Source organism: Planococcus sp. FY231025, from assembly GCF_052078085.1.
Taxonomy (GTDB): domain Bacteria; phylum Bacillota; class Bacilli; order Bacillales_A; family Planococcaceae; genus Planococcus.
The window spans coordinates 15,454-30,336 of the sequence record NZ_JBQJJG010000011.1; the positions used below are offsets into that span (position 1 = coordinate 15,454).

16 protein-coding genes and 2 riboswitches are annotated in these 14,883 nt (G+C 50.6%); of the genes, 3 read left to right on the forward strand and 13 right to left on the reverse strand.

Annotation, left to right across the window (positions count from 1 at the left end):
* Positions 1 to 20: 20 nt before the first annotated feature.
* The 13 genes from ACTL32_RS16250 to ACTL32_RS16310 form a co-directional block, all read right to left on the reverse strand.
* The gene (locus ACTL32_RS16250) at positions 21 to 743 is read right to left on the reverse strand and encodes a hypothetical protein (protein ID WP_441342449.1); all 723 of its coding nucleotides are present in this window, start codon (positions 741 to 743) and stop codon (positions 21 to 23) included.
* Between the two features lie 18 nt (positions 744 to 761).
* Positions 762 to 950 (reverse strand): hypothetical protein, encoded by a 189-nt coding sequence (locus ACTL32_RS16255; RefSeq protein WP_441342450.1) that lies wholly within the window; start codon positions 948 to 950, stop codon positions 762 to 764.
* Between the two features lie 9 nt (positions 951 to 959).
* Positions 960 to 1,718, reverse strand: a complete 759-nt coding sequence (locus ACTL32_RS16260) for a pilus assembly protein TadG-related protein (RefSeq protein WP_441342451.1) — start codon at positions 1,716 to 1,718, stop codon at positions 960 to 962.
* Complete coding sequence (locus ACTL32_RS16265; protein ID WP_204893530.1) at positions 1,715 to 2,098, reverse strand: TadE/TadG family type IV pilus assembly protein; 384 nt, start codon at positions 2,096 to 2,098, stop codon at positions 1,715 to 1,717. The genes ACTL32_RS16260 and ACTL32_RS16265 overlap by 4 nt, the downstream gene beginning before the upstream one ends.
* An 89-nt stretch (positions 2,099 to 2,187) precedes the next feature.
* Positions 2,188 to 3,597: a VWA domain-containing protein gene (locus ACTL32_RS16270; protein ID WP_441342452.1), complete on the reverse strand. Its 1,410-nt coding sequence runs from the start codon at positions 3,595 to 3,597 to the stop codon at positions 2,188 to 2,190.
* A gap of 42 nt (positions 3,598 to 3,639) precedes the next feature.
* Positions 3,640 to 3,861, reverse strand: a complete 222-nt coding sequence (locus ACTL32_RS16275) for a hypothetical protein (protein WP_377340169.1) — start codon at positions 3,859 to 3,861, stop codon at positions 3,640 to 3,642.
* A gap of 18 nt (positions 3,862 to 3,879) precedes the next feature.
* Positions 3,880 to 4,818: a type II secretion system F family protein gene (locus ACTL32_RS16280; RefSeq protein ID WP_441342453.1), complete on the reverse strand. Its 939-nt coding sequence runs from the start codon at positions 4,816 to 4,818 to the stop codon at positions 3,880 to 3,882.
* 9 nt (positions 4,819 to 4,827) lie between these two features.
* Positions 4,828 to 5,757: a type II secretion system F family protein gene (locus ACTL32_RS16285; protein ID WP_441342454.1), complete on the reverse strand. Its 930-nt coding sequence runs from the start codon at positions 5,755 to 5,757 to the stop codon at positions 4,828 to 4,830.
* Entirely contained in the window at positions 5,748 to 7,112 is a 1,365-nt protein-coding gene (locus ACTL32_RS16290; protein WP_441342455.1) for a CpaF family protein, read from the reverse strand. The genes ACTL32_RS16285 and ACTL32_RS16290 overlap by 10 nt, the downstream gene beginning before the upstream one ends.
* Before the next feature lie 25 nt (positions 7,113 to 7,137).
* Positions 7,138 to 8,277: an AAA family ATPase gene (locus ACTL32_RS16295; RefSeq protein WP_441342456.1), complete on the reverse strand. Its 1,140-nt coding sequence runs from the start codon at positions 8,275 to 8,277 to the stop codon at positions 7,138 to 7,140.
* A gap of 14 nt (positions 8,278 to 8,291) precedes the next feature.
* Positions 8,292 to 9,083, reverse strand: coding sequence for a Flp pilus assembly protein CpaB (gene cpaB / locus ACTL32_RS16300; protein ID WP_441342457.1), 792 nt, complete (start codon positions 9,081 to 9,083; stop codon positions 8,292 to 8,294).
* A gap of 459 nt (positions 9,084 to 9,542) precedes the next feature.
* Positions 9,543 to 10,556, reverse strand: a complete 1,014-nt coding sequence (gene metX / locus ACTL32_RS16305; protein ID WP_441342458.1) for a homoserine O-acetyltransferase MetX — start codon at positions 10,554 to 10,556, stop codon at positions 9,543 to 9,545.
* A gap of 15 nt (positions 10,557 to 10,571) precedes the next feature.
* Entirely contained in the window at positions 10,572 to 11,861 is a 1,290-nt protein-coding gene (locus ACTL32_RS16310) for an O-acetylhomoserine aminocarboxypropyltransferase/cysteine synthase family protein (protein ID WP_441342459.1), read from the reverse strand.
* A 104-nt stretch (positions 11,862 to 11,965) separates the two neighbouring features.
* Positions 11,966 to 12,084: riboswitch (SAM riboswitch) on the reverse strand.
* A gap of 134 nt (positions 12,085 to 12,218) precedes the next feature.
* Here ACTL32_RS16310 and ACTL32_RS16315 point away from each other — a divergent pair.
* From ACTL32_RS16315 to ACTL32_RS16325, 3 genes are all read left to right on the forward strand, one after another.
* Positions 12,219 to 12,860 (forward strand): glycerol-3-phosphate acyltransferase, encoded by a 642-nt coding sequence (locus tag ACTL32_RS16315; RefSeq protein WP_441342460.1) that lies wholly within the window; start codon positions 12,219 to 12,221, stop codon positions 12,858 to 12,860.
* 79 nt (positions 12,861 to 12,939) lie between these two features.
* Positions 12,940 to 13,053, forward strand: a riboswitch (SAM riboswitch).
* A 135-nt stretch (positions 13,054 to 13,188) separates the two neighbouring features.
* Positions 13,189 to 14,220, forward strand: a complete 1,032-nt coding sequence (locus tag ACTL32_RS16320; protein WP_441342461.1) for a methionine ABC transporter ATP-binding protein — start codon at positions 13,189 to 13,191, stop codon at positions 14,218 to 14,220.
* Positions 14,210 to 14,860: a methionine ABC transporter permease gene (locus ACTL32_RS16325; RefSeq protein WP_441342462.1), complete on the forward strand. Its 651-nt coding sequence runs from the start codon at positions 14,210 to 14,212 to the stop codon at positions 14,858 to 14,860. Before ACTL32_RS16320 ends, ACTL32_RS16325 begins: the two co-directional genes overlap by 11 nt.
* Positions 14,861 to 14,883: the final 23 nt, after the last annotated feature.

Here is a 14,883-nt window from a genome sequence, read left to right on the forward strand (position 1 = left end):
TGCACCTCCCTCTTTATGTTTCACTCTGAAAATCCGGTTTCTTTGTTCCCGATTGCAAACAAGCTCATGTCTTCTCTCCATTTCGCTGTGTACGCCGCAAGAATCAAGTAAAACAATGGAAGGAAGATTGTATTCAAGAAAATATGGCAAATAGCGATTGCCAGGAAGGAAGTCGTGATGTCCATCACAATGGTCTGTAAAATATAGGAGCCGATGATTTCTGCGAATCCGAAGGCAGCTATCAGCAACACGATTTTCCAGTGATGGACTTTAAAAATCCGAATGCTTTCCCGGACTGATGTCCAGACAGACTCTTTGTCCATAATTGCTAAAATAGGGGCTAGCGAGAAAATTCCTAGCAGAATCACTCCCGGGAGGATAAAAAGCATCAACCCGATTGTGACCGCTGCCGCTGCGGCAACCGAAAACAAAAAGAAATGAAAAGCTTTTAAAGAAAAATGCAAAAATGTCTGGCGCAGCGGATTCTCTACGCCCATTTCTTCGCTGTGCCAAAAATGGACGAACGGCACGAGCGCAAAGAGAAAGAATGAAAAGACGATAAACGCGTTGTAAATATCGGCAATGCTGAAAAGGGTGCCGAATGTCGGGGTAACCGCCAGAATATAATTGGCTGCAAAAAATTGGATCAAGATGACAGGCAGCTGAATGAAAAGCACAAGCAGCAGGATGCGCTCGTATTTATGGCCGAAAAAAGTTAACGCTGACCGGATTGGCCGTTCCATCTTAAAACCTCCATCCTTTTATTGTTTTTGAAGCTGGGCTAAATGATTCTTCCTCATAAAGGGCAATGCCAGCCCCACTGCAATGGCGGTGAATGGAAAAGCACCATTGCTGAAGAGCCATTCGAATACTGTGACGGGCACAAAGATGCCATAAAAGAAAATCATCAAAACCAAATAAATTCGTTGCCATTTTTTCTGCTTGTTCATTAGAGTCCTCTATTCCAGGGAATACGTTCTCCCTTCCCATCCGGGGATTTTCTGCACAAATTTCACTTCGGGTCCTTTGGAAGACTTGTAAAGGTTTTTCTGAATGCCGGCGAAAAAGCCGTTATAGGCGATTGCCCCTGCTTCATGCGAGGACTCCACCACGATCTGCCCATCGTCGAACACGGTCATGACCGCTCCTTCAAGCTCCCCGCCGTTGGCCAAAATGGTATTCCGTGCACTTTCTTTCATCGATTTGATCCATGCAAACTCCAGTTCTTCACTCATTTTCTTTTTCAGGAGACCGTTGCCGAGGCCTTTGTCCAATTCTTTGGCCAAGATGCGGTCAATGGCTTCGTTACGGATTTCGTTGAGGGTGTAATCCGCCATCTCCCCGGAAAGTTTTTCGGTTTCTTCCTGGATCAATTCATCCAGCGTTTTTTCCTCTTTTTCCTTTTCCGGCGCTTCCCCATCCTCCGGCACTTCGGGTTCAGCCGGCTCTTCCGCATCTTTTGCCGCTTCCTCTTCTTCCAGGAACTCTTTCAAGTCTTTTTCATAGGAAAGGATGAAACCGGGAAGCTCTTCATAAAGCGTCGCCGTAGCCGCGAGCGCGGCTTGCTGCGACGTGGACATGGCCTGCTCCTTCACAACCAGTGCACCTGCCAGGTTCAGAATGAGCAAAAACAGGATGATCATAATGCTGATCAACCCCAACACGAACAGCGCCACGTTCCCTTGTTCATTTTCAAGGCGGTTACGGATCCTGCTCATTTGATCACCTTGCCCGATGTATCAGCGCTATAGGAAAATGACGGTTTGCCCCCGCCGAACATGCTGGCCGGCAGAAAGACGAAGTCGATGTTGACGTTGACGGCTGCTGTAAATTCGTTGGTGCCCGATATCGGGGCGCCGGCAAAGCTGATGTAAGTGCCTCCGGCGTCCACAATTTTCTGCGCTGCAGCAGTCGCTTCTCCCGCGTCCGCCGTCACCGAATAGACTTTGGCTGCCTCGCTTGCGGCAGATTCTGCAATCATCAAGCCATGGAAGCCGGCGATGAACTGCCAGGCAATCATCATGACCGTGAAAATCAATGGCACAACCCCTAAAAATTCAATTGTCGCTGAGCCTCGTTCGTTCATTAATTTTTTCATGGCCTCCACCTTTGCTGACAGACTCCCGCTTTTCCGGCTTATTTTGCAGGGGGATGCATAAATAAGCCGGAAAAAGGGGAGTCCCCTTTTTACTGTTGGTCTGCGTCATCCGGATACTTTTTATCGATTTCGGCGCGCATCTTTTCAAGCCCTTGCTCTTTTACCCGGTTCAGTTCAGTAACCAGTGTTTCCCTTGACTCTTTTGCCAGCTGCTCAATTTCTGCTGCTCTTGCAGTCAAAGCGTCGACTTGGTTGAAAGTCAGGTATCCTTTCTCCTGTAACAATCCGAAAACGCGGATCAGTCCTAAATGCTGCTGGTCCGTACTTGCATGCCAGCGATTTTCAAATTTTGAGATGGCCAGCCAACTGGCATTACTGGCTGCAAGCACATCCACTTCCGAATCCACTTTCCAGGCCTCCCATCGCGCCAGCACTTCCTTGGACCCTTCGAATTCCTCTGTCAATTCCGTGCCGCTAGTGACATTCGAGAAAATGCCGTTTGCAGCAGCCGCTACTTTTTTTAGCTGTTGCTGTGTTTCACTGTCTGCATTAAAGCCGATGACATTGATGATCGGCGATACATCGCTTTCGGAAAATGTTTTTGCTACAGCTACCGGGTCTCCGCCGCACGTTTCGATGCCGTCGCTGACCAGGTATACCAGGTTTGTATTGGTTTTTGCATCAAGCCCGGCAAAACTTTCTTTTGCCGATTCCAATGCTCCGGCTACCGGCGTCCATCCTGCCGGTTCAAAAGCATCCAATGCCTGATTGAATTTCGCCTCATCAAATGCTCCGCGTTTGTATACTTCATCGATTTTTTCGCACGAAGCGGCTTTTTGAGCTTCCGTACCGTCGCCTTCATGCCCATAAACCCGCAGCGAAACATTCGCTTCTTCCGGAACTTGGGTCATGAACTCACGGATGGCTCCTTTCGCCAAATCCATCCGGGTCTCCCCTTCGATAAGATTGGCCATCGAACCGCTTGAATCAAGGATAATTTCAACATTGTAATTTTCTTTAAAAGCAAAGCGCGGATCTGCTTCCGGTGTTCCGGACAATGCAAATTCCATTTGATCCAGGACGTCCTGAGGATCCTGGAAGTCATAGGCAACGAGCGAATAAATATAATTGAAATACAAATCCAGTTCTTCTTCAGAGGCATCTTCCGGCAATGTTGGAACTTCTCCGAATTCTTTCAAGAACGCTTCTTCGACTTGCTGACGCTCTTCTGCGTTTACGACATAGATATCATTGATTTTGCCTGAAGGCTGAGCGATCAAATCTTTTTCGTCTGCCGGGAGAGTCAGCATTTCTTTTTCTTCAAGAACCGCTGATACGTCTTCTCCATTTTCTTTTGGTGCTTCTTGAGAATCCTCTTGTGCTTTTGGCTCTTGTTGTCCACTGGCTTCCGCTTGTGGCTTTTCTGGCTGCGCTTGTTCCTGGCAGCCTGCCAGAAGAGCGGCAAGCAAGGCCACCAGCAAGTATCTTGTTTGCTTCATCGGATGCTCCTTTCTAAGCTGGCAATAATAAAACAGGAGGGATTAAGCCCCTCCTCCGATTTTGCTGATGAATCCTTCAAATTTTGAAACCAGTGTATCGCCAAACCCGCCCCCTGCGAACGCTTGGGAAACAACCCCCACGACAATAACGATGACCGCTGCAATGCCGATCCATTCCAATGTTTGTGATCCTCTTTCATTCGCTACTTTCGTTTGTACTGAAGACACCATCTGCAAGCTAAGGTCGTTTAATTTTTCTTTCATGTCAATTCCTCCTAAGTTTTAGTCCAAAATGTTGAATATGCTGTTTTCTCCATAAATCATGTTCAAAAGCATCAGTCCTGCAATCATCATGATCGAGACCGGTGCCACAACGAATGTCGTGACGAGCGTCACTTTCGGGGAGGCCTTGGCCGCCAGTTCCTTGACGCGTTCCTGCCGCAGCTGGCGCATGTCCTCTGCCTGGATCTTGAATGTCGTGGCAATCGGGACACCGAGCTTCATGCCCTGCAGGAGGGATTTGATGAGCTGCTGGAATTCCTCGTTGTCGTTTCGTTCCAGCAAGTTTCGATAAGCCGTTTCACGCTGCACGCCCAAGTCTATTTCTTGCATAAAGCGCATAAATTCCTCCCGGAGCGGACCGTCGAAAAAGCGAATCACCTCCCTTAATGCCTGATCCATGCTGACCCCCGCCTGGATACTGGTGCTGATCGTATCGAGGAAATCCGGAAGATCCCGGCTCAGTTTCTCCTGCCTCATTTTGGCTTGGCGCCTGACGATGTAGATCGGAGTGAAATAGCCGATCAGCGGCAGGAACACCAAGCCGTATTTAGAAAGCGGGAAGCCGATGATAAAAGCCAGCATCGCCGCGAAAAAACCGATGATGAACAAAAGGATTTTCAGCCCTTGGAAGCGGGCCAATGTGAGGTTGTAGGGATTTCCTGACTTTTTCAGCCAATCCGCCACTTCAATGTTCTCGCTGAAAAAATTGATGCGCTGGCCGAGGTCTGCAAATTCATCCGCATACCCCGTCAGCCGCTGGAACAGATTCGCTTTCTGTTTCCGCTTTTTCTTCTTTTTATCGAAAGCGTCCATGCTGGTCAGCTCGGAGACATGGACCAGCACTCCGCGTTTCTCTTGCACATACACCGACCAGTTCCGGATTCCCAGCACCACCATGAACCAAAAGACGATAACTGTAAAAATAATGAGCGCATCCATATCCTTCACCTACACTTTTATATTTGTAATTTGCCGTATCAGGAAAAACGATAAGATGATGCCAAGCCCGAATGCGATCATCATGATGATGCCGATCGGCGTCGTCAGCGGATCAGTAAAGCCTTCAATGATGTTGTTCATGAAGAGCAGGATGAATATCGGCATTGCCGGGACAATCAGGGAAATGTAACGCTGCTCAGATGTCATGGTCTGGATGGTCTGGTGCAGGATCTTGCGGTCTTCGAGCGTATTGGACATCGTCTCAAGCGTTGTCGCCAAGTTGCCGCCGGTCCGCTTCTGGATCAAAAGCGTTGCAATGAACAACTGGAAGTCCCGGGATTCATTCCGTTTCTGCACGGTGCGCAGTGCTGTTTCAAAAGGCACGCCGAGTTTCAATTCATTCGACAGGCGCTTGAACTCATCCCTTGCCGGTTCGTTGACTTCCCTGGCCACCAGATCGATTCCCTGCGTGATGGTCATGCCGGACCTTGCAGCATTCGCCAACAAGCGGCATACCTCGCTCAATTGGCTGTTTAAGCGCTCTTCGTATTTGTTTTTGCGAATATAGAACAAGAGAAAATGGCTGCCTGCCAGAATGCCCGCTGTCAGGATGATGCTCGGCAGCGGCGCCATATTGAAGATCATGTTGAAAACGACATAGAACATCAATACGCCAAGCGCATGCATGCCGATATACTCGGAAGCCAGAAGATTGACGTTCGCGCTCTTCAATTTTCTGGCGAGCCCGCTCGAAGCTTCCGATTCGTCGAAGCGGTCGCCCCAGACACTGATGGCGCTTTTGCGCTTTTCTTCCGGATACCAGGTCTTCAGCTTTTTCTTCCATTCCTGCTTGCTGCTCCGGTAGTCGAGGAATAGATAAGCGGCAAACAGCAGCGACAGTACAGCTGCTCCGTACAGAATCCCGATGCTTAAGTCCATTGCGCCACCTCCCGGCTGACATTGAACATCGACTCATCAAGCTCGATGCCGAACATCCGCAAATGCTCCATGCACTGCGGCACATAGCCGGTCGGCGTGAAATAGCCTAGCACTTCGCCGTTCTTCCCGGTTCCGGTCCGCTTGAAAATGAAGACATCGCGTATTTTGACGCCTTTGTCCTCATCCACATAGACTTCCGAGATATTGACGATTTTCCGCTGGCCATCGCCCAGGCGGTCGGCCTGGATAATAAAATCGAGTGCGCCGACAATGTATTCACGGATGATTTCACTTGGCAGATCCATTCCTGCCATGATGACCATCCCTTCCACACGGCTGATCGCATCAACCGGTGAATTCGAGTGCACCGTCGTCAGCGACCCTTCATGCCCGGTATTCATCGCCTGCAGCATATCGAACGCTTCAGCTCCCCGGACTTCCCCGACGATGATGCGGTCGGGCCGCATCCGTAGCGAGTTCCTCACCAACTGCCGGATGCTGACCTCACCGTTGCCTTCGACGTTCGCCGGGCGCGCCTCCATGCCGATGACGCTGCCCCGGTTGAGCCGCAATTCCGCCGAGTCTTCGATGGTGATGACCCGTTCACTGACCGGAATCGCTTTGGCTACTGCATTGAGCAGGGTCGTTTTCCCGCTCCCGGTTCCGCCCGAGATCAGGATGTTCAGCTTCGCCTTGACCAGCGCCTGGATAAACTGCGCCATCGGACCATCCAGCGAAGACATCCGCAAGAGGTCCTCCATTTCAAACGGCTCTTTGCGGAATTTCCGGATCGACAGGAGTGTGCCGTTCAGGCTGATCGGCGGAATGACCGCATTGACCCGGCTGCCGTCGGGAAGCCGGGCATCGACCATCGGCGAGCTTTCATCGATCCGCCTGCCCAGCGGCGCAATCACCCGGTCGACGATATGCCGCACATGTTCTTCGTTTTTGAACGTGATGTACGAAGCTTCGAGCCGGCCGTTCCGTTCCACATGGATTTCCTTTGGTCCGTTCACCAAAATTTCCGTGATGGTCGGGTCTTTCAACAATTGTTCAATCGGGCCGAACCCGACTGTTTCATCAATCAGCCGCGTCAATAATGTCTCGCGATCTGTTTTGGAAATGACGACTTTCTCTTCCAGCATGAACTGGCTGATAAGCCGCTCGATCGATAAGCGCCGCTCGGCTTCTTCAGCAGCGATAAGCGGCTCCAGATTGGTTTCCGCCAAAAGGCGTGCCTTGTAATGCTCAAGCAATTCTTCCAGATATGGGGTCAGGACTTGGGAAGTCTGCACAGAAACATGGTCGCTGACCGCTGCAGCGGTTTCGGTTCTTTTTCTTTGAAAGAGCGACATCGCTATCCTACCTCTCTAAAAACGGTTATTTTAACATCGAGACAACCCATTTGCGCATATCTTTTGCAGCCGGCGTCAATTTCTTTTCTTTCGGCATCTTCCGGAGCGTCTCGCCTTTATTGATCGCGGTCTGGACCCCTTTGATGTCGCGCCTGATTTCAGCAGCCACCGGATATTCGATAAACCGTTCGAAATCTTTTTTGCTTAATTCGTTTTCCCTGCCGACTTCATTCAATACGAGTTCAAGGCGGTCTGCTGTCGGGATTCCGAGCTTCTGGAACAATTCTTCCGTATGCTTGAAGACCCGGATCGATGGCGTATCGAGCAAAGTCGTATAATAGATTCGGTCCGCTTCCACAAGCGCGGTATATGTCCGCTCATCCATATTGACCGGCAAGTCGACGACGATGAAGTCGTAGGCGCGCCGGCAGACACGGAGAAGACGGGTGACAAAATCCTCTGTTATGTATTCCGCCAATTCTGCATCGCACGGGCTGATCAACAGCTCCATTTTCGAAAGCGGCTCTTTCTCGGTGACGTTCCGCAGATGCTGTTCCGTCATTTCTTTGATGACCGGTTCCAAATCCAAAATATTGCGCGCGGTCTCTACGCCGAGATAGGATTCGCCGCCGCCGTACTGCAGGTTCAGGTCAATGTAGAGAACCTGGGCGGTCGATTCAAACTTCAGCGTCTGGGCGAATGAAGTGCTCAATAAGGTTTTGCCGCTTCCGCCTTTTCCGCTGTAAAAAGCAAAGACCTGGCCGCTGCCCCGTTTGAAGCTCAATTGCTTCTCTTTTTCAGGAGCGATCTGAAGACGGGCGAGCAGGATGGAGATCTGGTTGTCGAGGCCATTCAAGTCCTCCGGGATGACGTAATAATCGATCGCCCCTGCCCGGACCAAATCGCGGAACAACTGGAAATCATGGCTCTCATGGACAAACACGATTGGTACGTTGTCGAGCTCCTGCTGCAAGTAAGCGAGCGTTTCCAGGTCCTTCCCCGGATTATGGAGCAGCAGGACAAGTGCAGGATCCATATTTTTCAGCTCGGACCGCAGATGGATTGGATCCAGCGAAGCGTAATCGAATTCACCTTCAAACTGCTGCATCAGCAAGGAATACATTTCGTTTTTCTGTCCGACAATCAATAGTTTGGATTGTTTCATCCCATATTCCTCCTTCAGCTTTTCGGCTTCGCAGTTTTCGGTTCTGCAGCGGCCGGCTTTTTTTCTGCCGGTTTAGTTTCAGCCGCCTTCTCTTCTGCCGGTTTTTCTTCTGCCGGCGGCGCCGGTGTTGCAGCGGCCGGGGCTTTTTCGGCCGGCGGTTCAGCTGCGGCTTCTGCTGGTGCTTCCCCGGCTTCCCCGTTGCCGACATTCGCTTTGATGATTCGTACACTGTCTGCATAATTCTGCATATGTATGAGTAGAGGCGCCTGATCCAACGCAATTTCGACTTGCACGCCGGCAAACTTCTTGGCTTCATTGGCTACGCGGGCCACTTTTACGTCTTTCATGAAAATTTCCGTCTTGTTGATGTCCTTGTCGCGCAGAGAGACGATAATATCCACCCGGTCGAGTGCTTCCAGCTGTTCGTCGAAAAAGACGCGTTCCGAAGCCATCAGTGTGATCAGCCTGTTGTTTTCTTCCATCACGGCAGATGCCTGCTTCAGCATATTTTTGGTGATCAGATCGCCGGATGACAAAGGAATGACCGATACTTTGTTCTCGAGATCGGTAGTGCTTGTAATGTGTTCATCTGTCACGAATTTCTTCGGAATCTTTTCTATCGTGACATCTTTCGGTGTTATGACGCTCCGCGAGGAGATATCCTGTCCGGCAGCGTAAACATCCACCATCGTGCCTAAATCATTGTTCAGTTCTTTCACTTTTTGCAGCGTCAAAAATCCGGCGGTTCCTGCCAAGATTGCAGCAAGCAGGAAAAAAATAATGGCTTTTCTCTTCGATTCGATCATTGCGGCACTCTCCCGGTTTTTTCTTCTTCAAATCCCTTGAAAACTATCGTGGAAAAACAACATGGTCCATCCCTTTTTCCGGAAGCTTTGCTGGCTTCAGCACCGACTTCCTTTAAACATGAATAAACTCTTCCTTACTTTATATCCTTACCACTTTCTCCTAAAGTTTGTCAAAATACTCCAAATAGACAAATGTCGTTTAATGGGTAAAAAGAACTTTAGGTCATTTTACCCAAAACGTTATTACTCTCCTTTTTTCATTCTATTACTCCGTTAATACAGATATTTAGTCCTACCATTCTGATACAAATCTATGGTTCCCCATTTTCAAAAATGTAAACATATTCCTTTATAATTATTTTTAACTATTTTTTCTTTTTTATTATCTTGATTTTAAGATGATTTAACTAGAGATATTTTCCTGCTTTAAAGTTCTGGAACCAATAAAAAAAGCCTATGCTATCGCACAGGCTGCAAATCGAGAATGTTATTCATTTTTTCCCGGATGTGGCCATCCCATTTTTCAAATTCGACCAGGAAACCGTCATGGCCGAATGCTGTTTCAATGAGAGCCCAGCTTGCTTTGGGCTGCTTATCGATCCATTCACTCATCCAGGGTCCGGGATATAGTAAATCATGTGTAAATGACAAGGAGTGCACCGCCACTTCCAGTCGGCTTTCTTCCACGTCATGGGTATTCATCGCCTTCAGCAATGTGACGTAGCTATTAGCATCAAAGCGCCCGGCCAGCTTTCTGCCCTGATAGGACAAATAGGACTCGACATCGAATCCTTTGCCGTTATGGCCGCGGCTGAACCGGTCATTGAAGAGCCCGCCGCTCCTGTACGTCACCATCCCCGCCATTCGAGCCGTTTCAAAACCTTTAATGAGAGAAGAATCCCTATAATTCCCGTTTTTGAATTCCGCATCGTTAACAATTGCGTGGATGCCGATCCAGTTGAACGCAATGCCGTAATCGCTGTAGGCTGGCGTCACTGCCAGCGGAAACACCGCTGAGACGAAACTGGGATATAGCCTCCCCCATTCCAGCGCTTTCATGCCTCCGAGCGAACCGCCGATGACAGCCGCGAGCCGGTCGATGCCCAGCTTCTGCAAAGCCGCATGCTCTGCCCGGACCATGTCGCGGATAGTGATTTCCGGAAAATCCGCGCGGTAGGGCTCGCCTGTTTTCGGGTTGACGGACAATGGACCGGTCGATCCGTTGCATCCTCCGAGCACATTGAAGGTGATGACTTGAAATTTCTCTGTATCCACGGCTTTGCCCGGCCCGGCCAACCCTGCCCACCACCCCGGATTCTCCGGAGTGCCGATCGAGAACTGGTCGCCTGTCAAAGCGTGGCATAGGAGAGCGACCGGAGCCCCTTCCTTGCCGCAGCGTTCATATGCGAGTTCGACACCTTCCAAGATTTCCGCCGATTCCAGCGCCAGCGAACCAATGGATACGTAAGCCATCTCATTCACCTCCTCTTATGCGTTTTCCAGAACGGCCGCTTTGATGGCCTGTTCGAGGTCGGCGATCAGGTCTTCCGGATTCTCCAGGCCGATCGACAAGCGGATCAATTCTTCCGTCACCCCTGAAGCTTTCAGTTCTTGAGCCGTCAATTGCTGGTGGGTCGTCGAAGCCGGGTGGATAATCAGCGATTTCGCATCACCGACATTCGCCACGTGGGACCATAAAGCGACACTGTCAATCACTTTCCGGCCTGCTTCACGGCCGCCCTTCACGCCGAAATTGACAATCGAACCATAGCCGTCCTTCAAATATTTTTGGGCCAATTGGTGCGACGGATGATCTTCAAAGCCGATATAGTTGACCCACTCCACTTGCGGATGATCCTTCAGGTATTGGGCGATGATGCGGGCATTGCTGTTGTGGCGCGGAATCCGCAGATGCAGCGTCTCGAGCCCCTGCAAAAAGGCATGTGCACTTTCCGCGCTGAGCGATGGTCCGAAATCACGCAGCAGCTGGACGCGGAGTTTGGTCGCAAATGCCGCTCCTGCCGCATCGATTCCATAGCGGATGCCGTGATAGCTTTCATCCGGTTCCGTGTAGTTGGGGAATCGCGGATTGTCGTAGTCGAATTTACCGCTGTCGACGACCACTCCGCCGATGGTCGTCCCGTGCCCGCCAATCCATTTCGTTGCCGAATGAATAACGACGTCCGCCCCGAACTCGATCGGGTTGCTGCCGTACGGCGAAGCGAATGTATTGTCGATCAATAATGGCAGGCCGTTTTCATGGGCAATCTCCGCCACTTTTTCAACATCAAAGACGTTCAGGCTTGGATTGCCGATGATCTCCCCGAAAATCGCTTTTGTCTTGTCTGTGATGGCGCCCCGGAAGTTTTCCGGGTCCGTGCCGTCGACAAATTTCACCGTGATGCCGTATCTCGGCAAGGTATTGGCGAACAAGCTGACTGTGCCTCCGTACAAATTGCTGTCTGCCACGATTTCGTCGCCGGCTTCCGCCAAGTTCATTACGGAGAATGCGATGGCCGCCATGCCGGAAGACAGGGCGACAGCTGCCGACCCGCCTTCAAGAAGAGCCACACGCTGTTCAAATACATCCACCGTAGGGTTCATGATGCGCGAATAGATATTTCCTGCTTCTTTCAAGCCGAACAAGTTCTGGGCATGTTCCGTATTCTTAAACACATAGGAAGTCGTTTTATGGATGGCGACCCCTCTCGCTCCGGTCACTGGGTCCGGCTGCTGTCCGCCGTGCAATAAAAGCGTTTCTGGTTTAAAATTTGTCATTTCTATTCCTCCTAAGGTTTTTTTGATGGAAACCGCGGGTTGAGGAGGGAACAGAAAAAGCCCTCTTCGGTTAAGAAGAGGGCCGTCACATACGGGTATGCCTCCTCTCATCTGCCAGATCCCGTCTTTCCGGATCTGTAGGATTTAGCACCTTTCCAAGCTGAGCTGCTTGTCGGTTGCCGGGCATCACAGGGCCTATTCCCTCCGCCTCTCTTGATAAGAGTATTCAGATTTAGTTTTCCATCATGTCCTGAAGTATATAAAATGGATGTGGGATTTGTCAAGCGGATAATTCTAAAAATTTTGAAACCTGCGCTCTTTTCAAACGTTAAATCTATAAGAGAAGGAGTGGAAAAGATGTTTTCATGGATAGTTATTGCTCTCATCATCGGTTATATTGTCGGCTGCATGCATGGTTCACTGGTCGCGCAGCTATTGACAGGCGTCAACATCAAAAAAGAAGGCGTCAAAAATTCAGGCGCTTCAAATGCAGCCATCGTGCTCGGCTGGAAATACGGAGCGCTGGTCGCTTTCCTGGATATTCTCAAAGGCGCAGCTGCCGTGTGGGTGTTCCGCTGGGCGCTGAATGCTTCTTCACTTTCAGAAGAAACCGTCTGGGCCCTGCTGTTCGTCGTCGGTGCCGGCGTCGTCATTGGACACAACTTCCCTTTCTATATGAGGTTCAACGGCGGAAAAGGAACAGCGGCCGTCATCGGCGTCATGGTGGCGCTCGACTGGAAGCTTGGCTTGGCCGGCCTGCTGCTTCTTGTCGGAGCAGCACTCGCCACCAATTACCTGGTCGCGGGCGTCTTGGTCCTGTATGCCACGTTCTTCGCCATTGCCTGGTGGCCCGCTGAAGGCGGACTGCCTTTGTTCATTGCGGCTGCGCTGTTCGCGATGGCTGTATTCAAGCACACGGAAAACATTTCCCGCATCGCAAACGGCACTGAAAATAAGGTTTCTTCCGTATTCCGGAAAAAGGCTGAAGGATCTTCCTGAAATTTTTTTAAAAGAAAAGGTTGACTTTTTCAACAATCCCCCATAAAGTAGTCCTTACAAATCAAATACGTACATCACTTTCTTATCCAGAGAAACCGAGGGACAGGCCCTATGACGTTTCGGCAGCGGATTCGCATCATGCGAAAACTGTGCTAACTCCTGCAAACGCATTTTTGCGTTTGGAAGATGAGAATGAGATGGTTTCATGCCGAAGCCTTCTTTTTTCTTGTGGATAAGAAAAAAGGGGGCTTTTTTTCGTTCAATTTCGGATAAAAAGCCCTCTGCGAAAAGATTTGCATTACTGGAACAGCTTGAGGAGGCTTACACTATGATTCAATTCGAGGAGGTAACAAAAACCTACCAGTCCGGCAAACAGTCGATCCACGCGCTGAACGGCATCGACCTGACTGTTGAAACTGGTGAAATATACGGCGTCATCGGCTTCAGCGGCGCCGGCAAAAGCTCGCTGATCCGGACAGTCAACCTGCTGGAGCGGCCAAGCAGCGGCCGCGTGCTGATTGACGGAAAAGACATCTCAACCTTGTCCGCAAAAGACATCCGCCAGACGCGGAAAGACATCGGAATGATCTTCCAGCACTTCAACTTGCTGAATTCCAAAACCGTTTTCCACAATGTCGCCATGCCGCTCATCCTTGCCAAAACGCCGAAAAACAAGATCAAGGAACAGGTGAAGGACCTGCTGGATTTTGTCGGTCTGGGCGATCAGGCAGAGAAATATCCCGACCAGCTTTCCGGCGGCCAGAAACAGCGCATTGGCATCGCCCGGGCGCTTGCCACCAATCCATCGGTTCTATTATGCGATGAAGCCACTTCGGCGCTGGATCCGCAGACCACCCAATCCATCCTGGAACTGCTGCGCCGCATCAATCGCGAATACAACATCACGATCCTGCTGATCACTCATGAAATGGGCGTCATCCGTGAAATCTGCGACAAAGTGGCAGTGCTTGAAGCAGGCAAAGTCATCGAACGGGGAACGGTGTTCGAAGTGTTCACCAATCCGCAGCACACGACGACCCAGCGGTTTGTCCGTTCCGTCATGAACGACGAACTGCCGGAATCGCTGCTGAAGCAGATCCAGGACCCGGACCGCAAGCACACCATCTACCGGATCCAGTTCACCGGCGCTTCTGTCGGACAGCCGCTCATGTCGCGGATATCCAGGGACTTCAACCTGGACCTGAATGTTTTGTTTGGCAATATCACCGAACTGCAGGGCGAACCATACGGCAATCTCATTGTCGAATTTACCGGCCCTGCCGCTGAAATCCAGCAGGCCTTAACATCCATACGCAGCAGCAATGTCAAAGTCGAGGAGGTGCGGAATTATGCTAGTTGATAACGAACAAATCCTGGAAGCCCTTTGGGAAACCATCTACATGACGGGCGCATCCTTCCTGTTCTCGCTGGTCATCGGCTTCCCGCTCGGCATTCTGCTGGTCGTTACCCGAAAAGGCCATTTATTGGCGAACGAACCGGTTTCAAAAGTACTGAATATCATCATCAATATTTTCCGGTCCGTGCCTTTCATCATTTTGATGGTCGCCATCATCCCGATCACCCGGCTGATTGTCGGCACATCCATCGGGACGGCCGCTGCCATCGTGCCGCTCGTCTTCTATGCCGGCCCTTATATCGCCCGGCTGATCGAAAACTCGCTGCTTGAAGTCGACCATGGTGTTATCGAAGCTGCCCAAGCCATGGGGGCATCGCCGTTCCAGATCATTTTCCGCTTTCTGATTCCTGAAGCGCTGAGCTCACTGGTTCTGGCCCTGACGATCGCGATCGTCGGGCTGATTGGCGCTTCTGCCATGGCAGGCGCCATCGGAGGCGGCGGACTCGGCGACTTGGCCATCACTTACGGCTATCAGCGGTTTGACACGCTTGTCATGGTCATTACCGTAGCCATCCTGGTCGTCCTTGTACAAGGCGTCCAGTCGGGCGGCAACTTGCTGTCCCGGCGGGTACGCAGAAGATAAATCCGTACTGCAAATTCAATCAA

What these genes read in the sequence shown, in the direction of transcription:
- ACTL32_RS16290 (WP_441342455.1), bottom strand. Translation starts at nt 7,112, where the DNA reads ATGTCGCTCTTTCAAAGAAAAAGAACCGAAACCGCTGCAGCGGTCAGC.
- ACTL32_RS16320 (WP_441342461.1), top strand. Translation starts at nt 13,189, where the DNA reads ATGATTCAATTCGAGGAGGTAACAAAAACCTACCAGTCCGGCAAACAG.
- ACTL32_RS16295 (WP_441342456.1), bottom strand. Translation starts at nt 8,277, where the DNA reads ATGAAACAATCCAAACTATTGATTGTCGGACAGAAAAACGAAATGTAT.
- ACTL32_RS16265 (WP_204893530.1), bottom strand. Translation starts at nt 2,098, where the DNA reads ATGAAAAAATTAATGAACGAACGAGGCTCAGCGACAATTGAATTTTTA.
- ACTL32_RS16275 (WP_377340169.1), bottom strand. Translation starts at nt 3,861, where the DNA reads ATGAAAGAAAAATTAAACGACCTTAGCTTGCAGATGGTGTCTTCAGTA.
- ACTL32_RS16285 (WP_441342454.1), bottom strand. Translation starts at nt 5,757, where the DNA reads ATGGACTTAAGCATCGGGATTCTGTACGGAGCAGCTGTACTGTCGCTG.
- ACTL32_RS16280 (WP_441342453.1), bottom strand. Translation starts at nt 4,818, where the DNA reads ATGGATGCGCTCATTATTTTTACAGTTATCGTCTTTTGGTTCATGGTG.
- ACTL32_RS16250 (WP_441342449.1), bottom strand. Translation starts at nt 743, where the DNA reads ATGGAACGGCCAATCCGGTCAGCGTTAACTTTTTTCGGCCATAAATAC.
- ACTL32_RS16325 (WP_441342462.1), top strand. Translation starts at nt 14,210, where the DNA reads ATGCTAGTTGATAACGAACAAATCCTGGAAGCCCTTTGGGAAACCATC.
- cpaB (WP_441342457.1), bottom strand. Translation starts at nt 9,083, where the DNA reads ATGATCGAATCGAAGAGAAAAGCCATTATTTTTTTCCTGCTTGCTGCA.
- ACTL32_RS16260 (WP_441342451.1), bottom strand. Translation starts at nt 1,718, where the DNA reads ATGAGCAGGATCCGTAACCGCCTTGAAAATGAACAAGGGAACGTGGCG.
- ACTL32_RS16270 (WP_441342452.1), bottom strand. Translation starts at nt 3,597, where the DNA reads ATGAAGCAAACAAGATACTTGCTGGTGGCCTTGCTTGCCGCTCTTCTG.
- ACTL32_RS16315 (WP_441342460.1), top strand. Translation starts at nt 12,219, where the DNA reads ATGTTTTCATGGATAGTTATTGCTCTCATCATCGGTTATATTGTCGGC.
- metX (WP_441342458.1), bottom strand. Translation starts at nt 10,556, where the DNA reads ATGGCTTACGTATCCATTGGTTCGCTGGCGCTGGAATCGGCGGAAATC.
- ACTL32_RS16255 (WP_441342450.1), bottom strand. Translation starts at nt 950, where the DNA reads ATGAACAAGCAGAAAAAATGGCAACGAATTTATTTGGTTTTGATGATT.
- ACTL32_RS16310 (WP_441342459.1), bottom strand. Translation starts at nt 11,861, where the DNA reads ATGACAAATTTTAAACCAGAAACGCTTTTATTGCACGGCGGACAGCAG.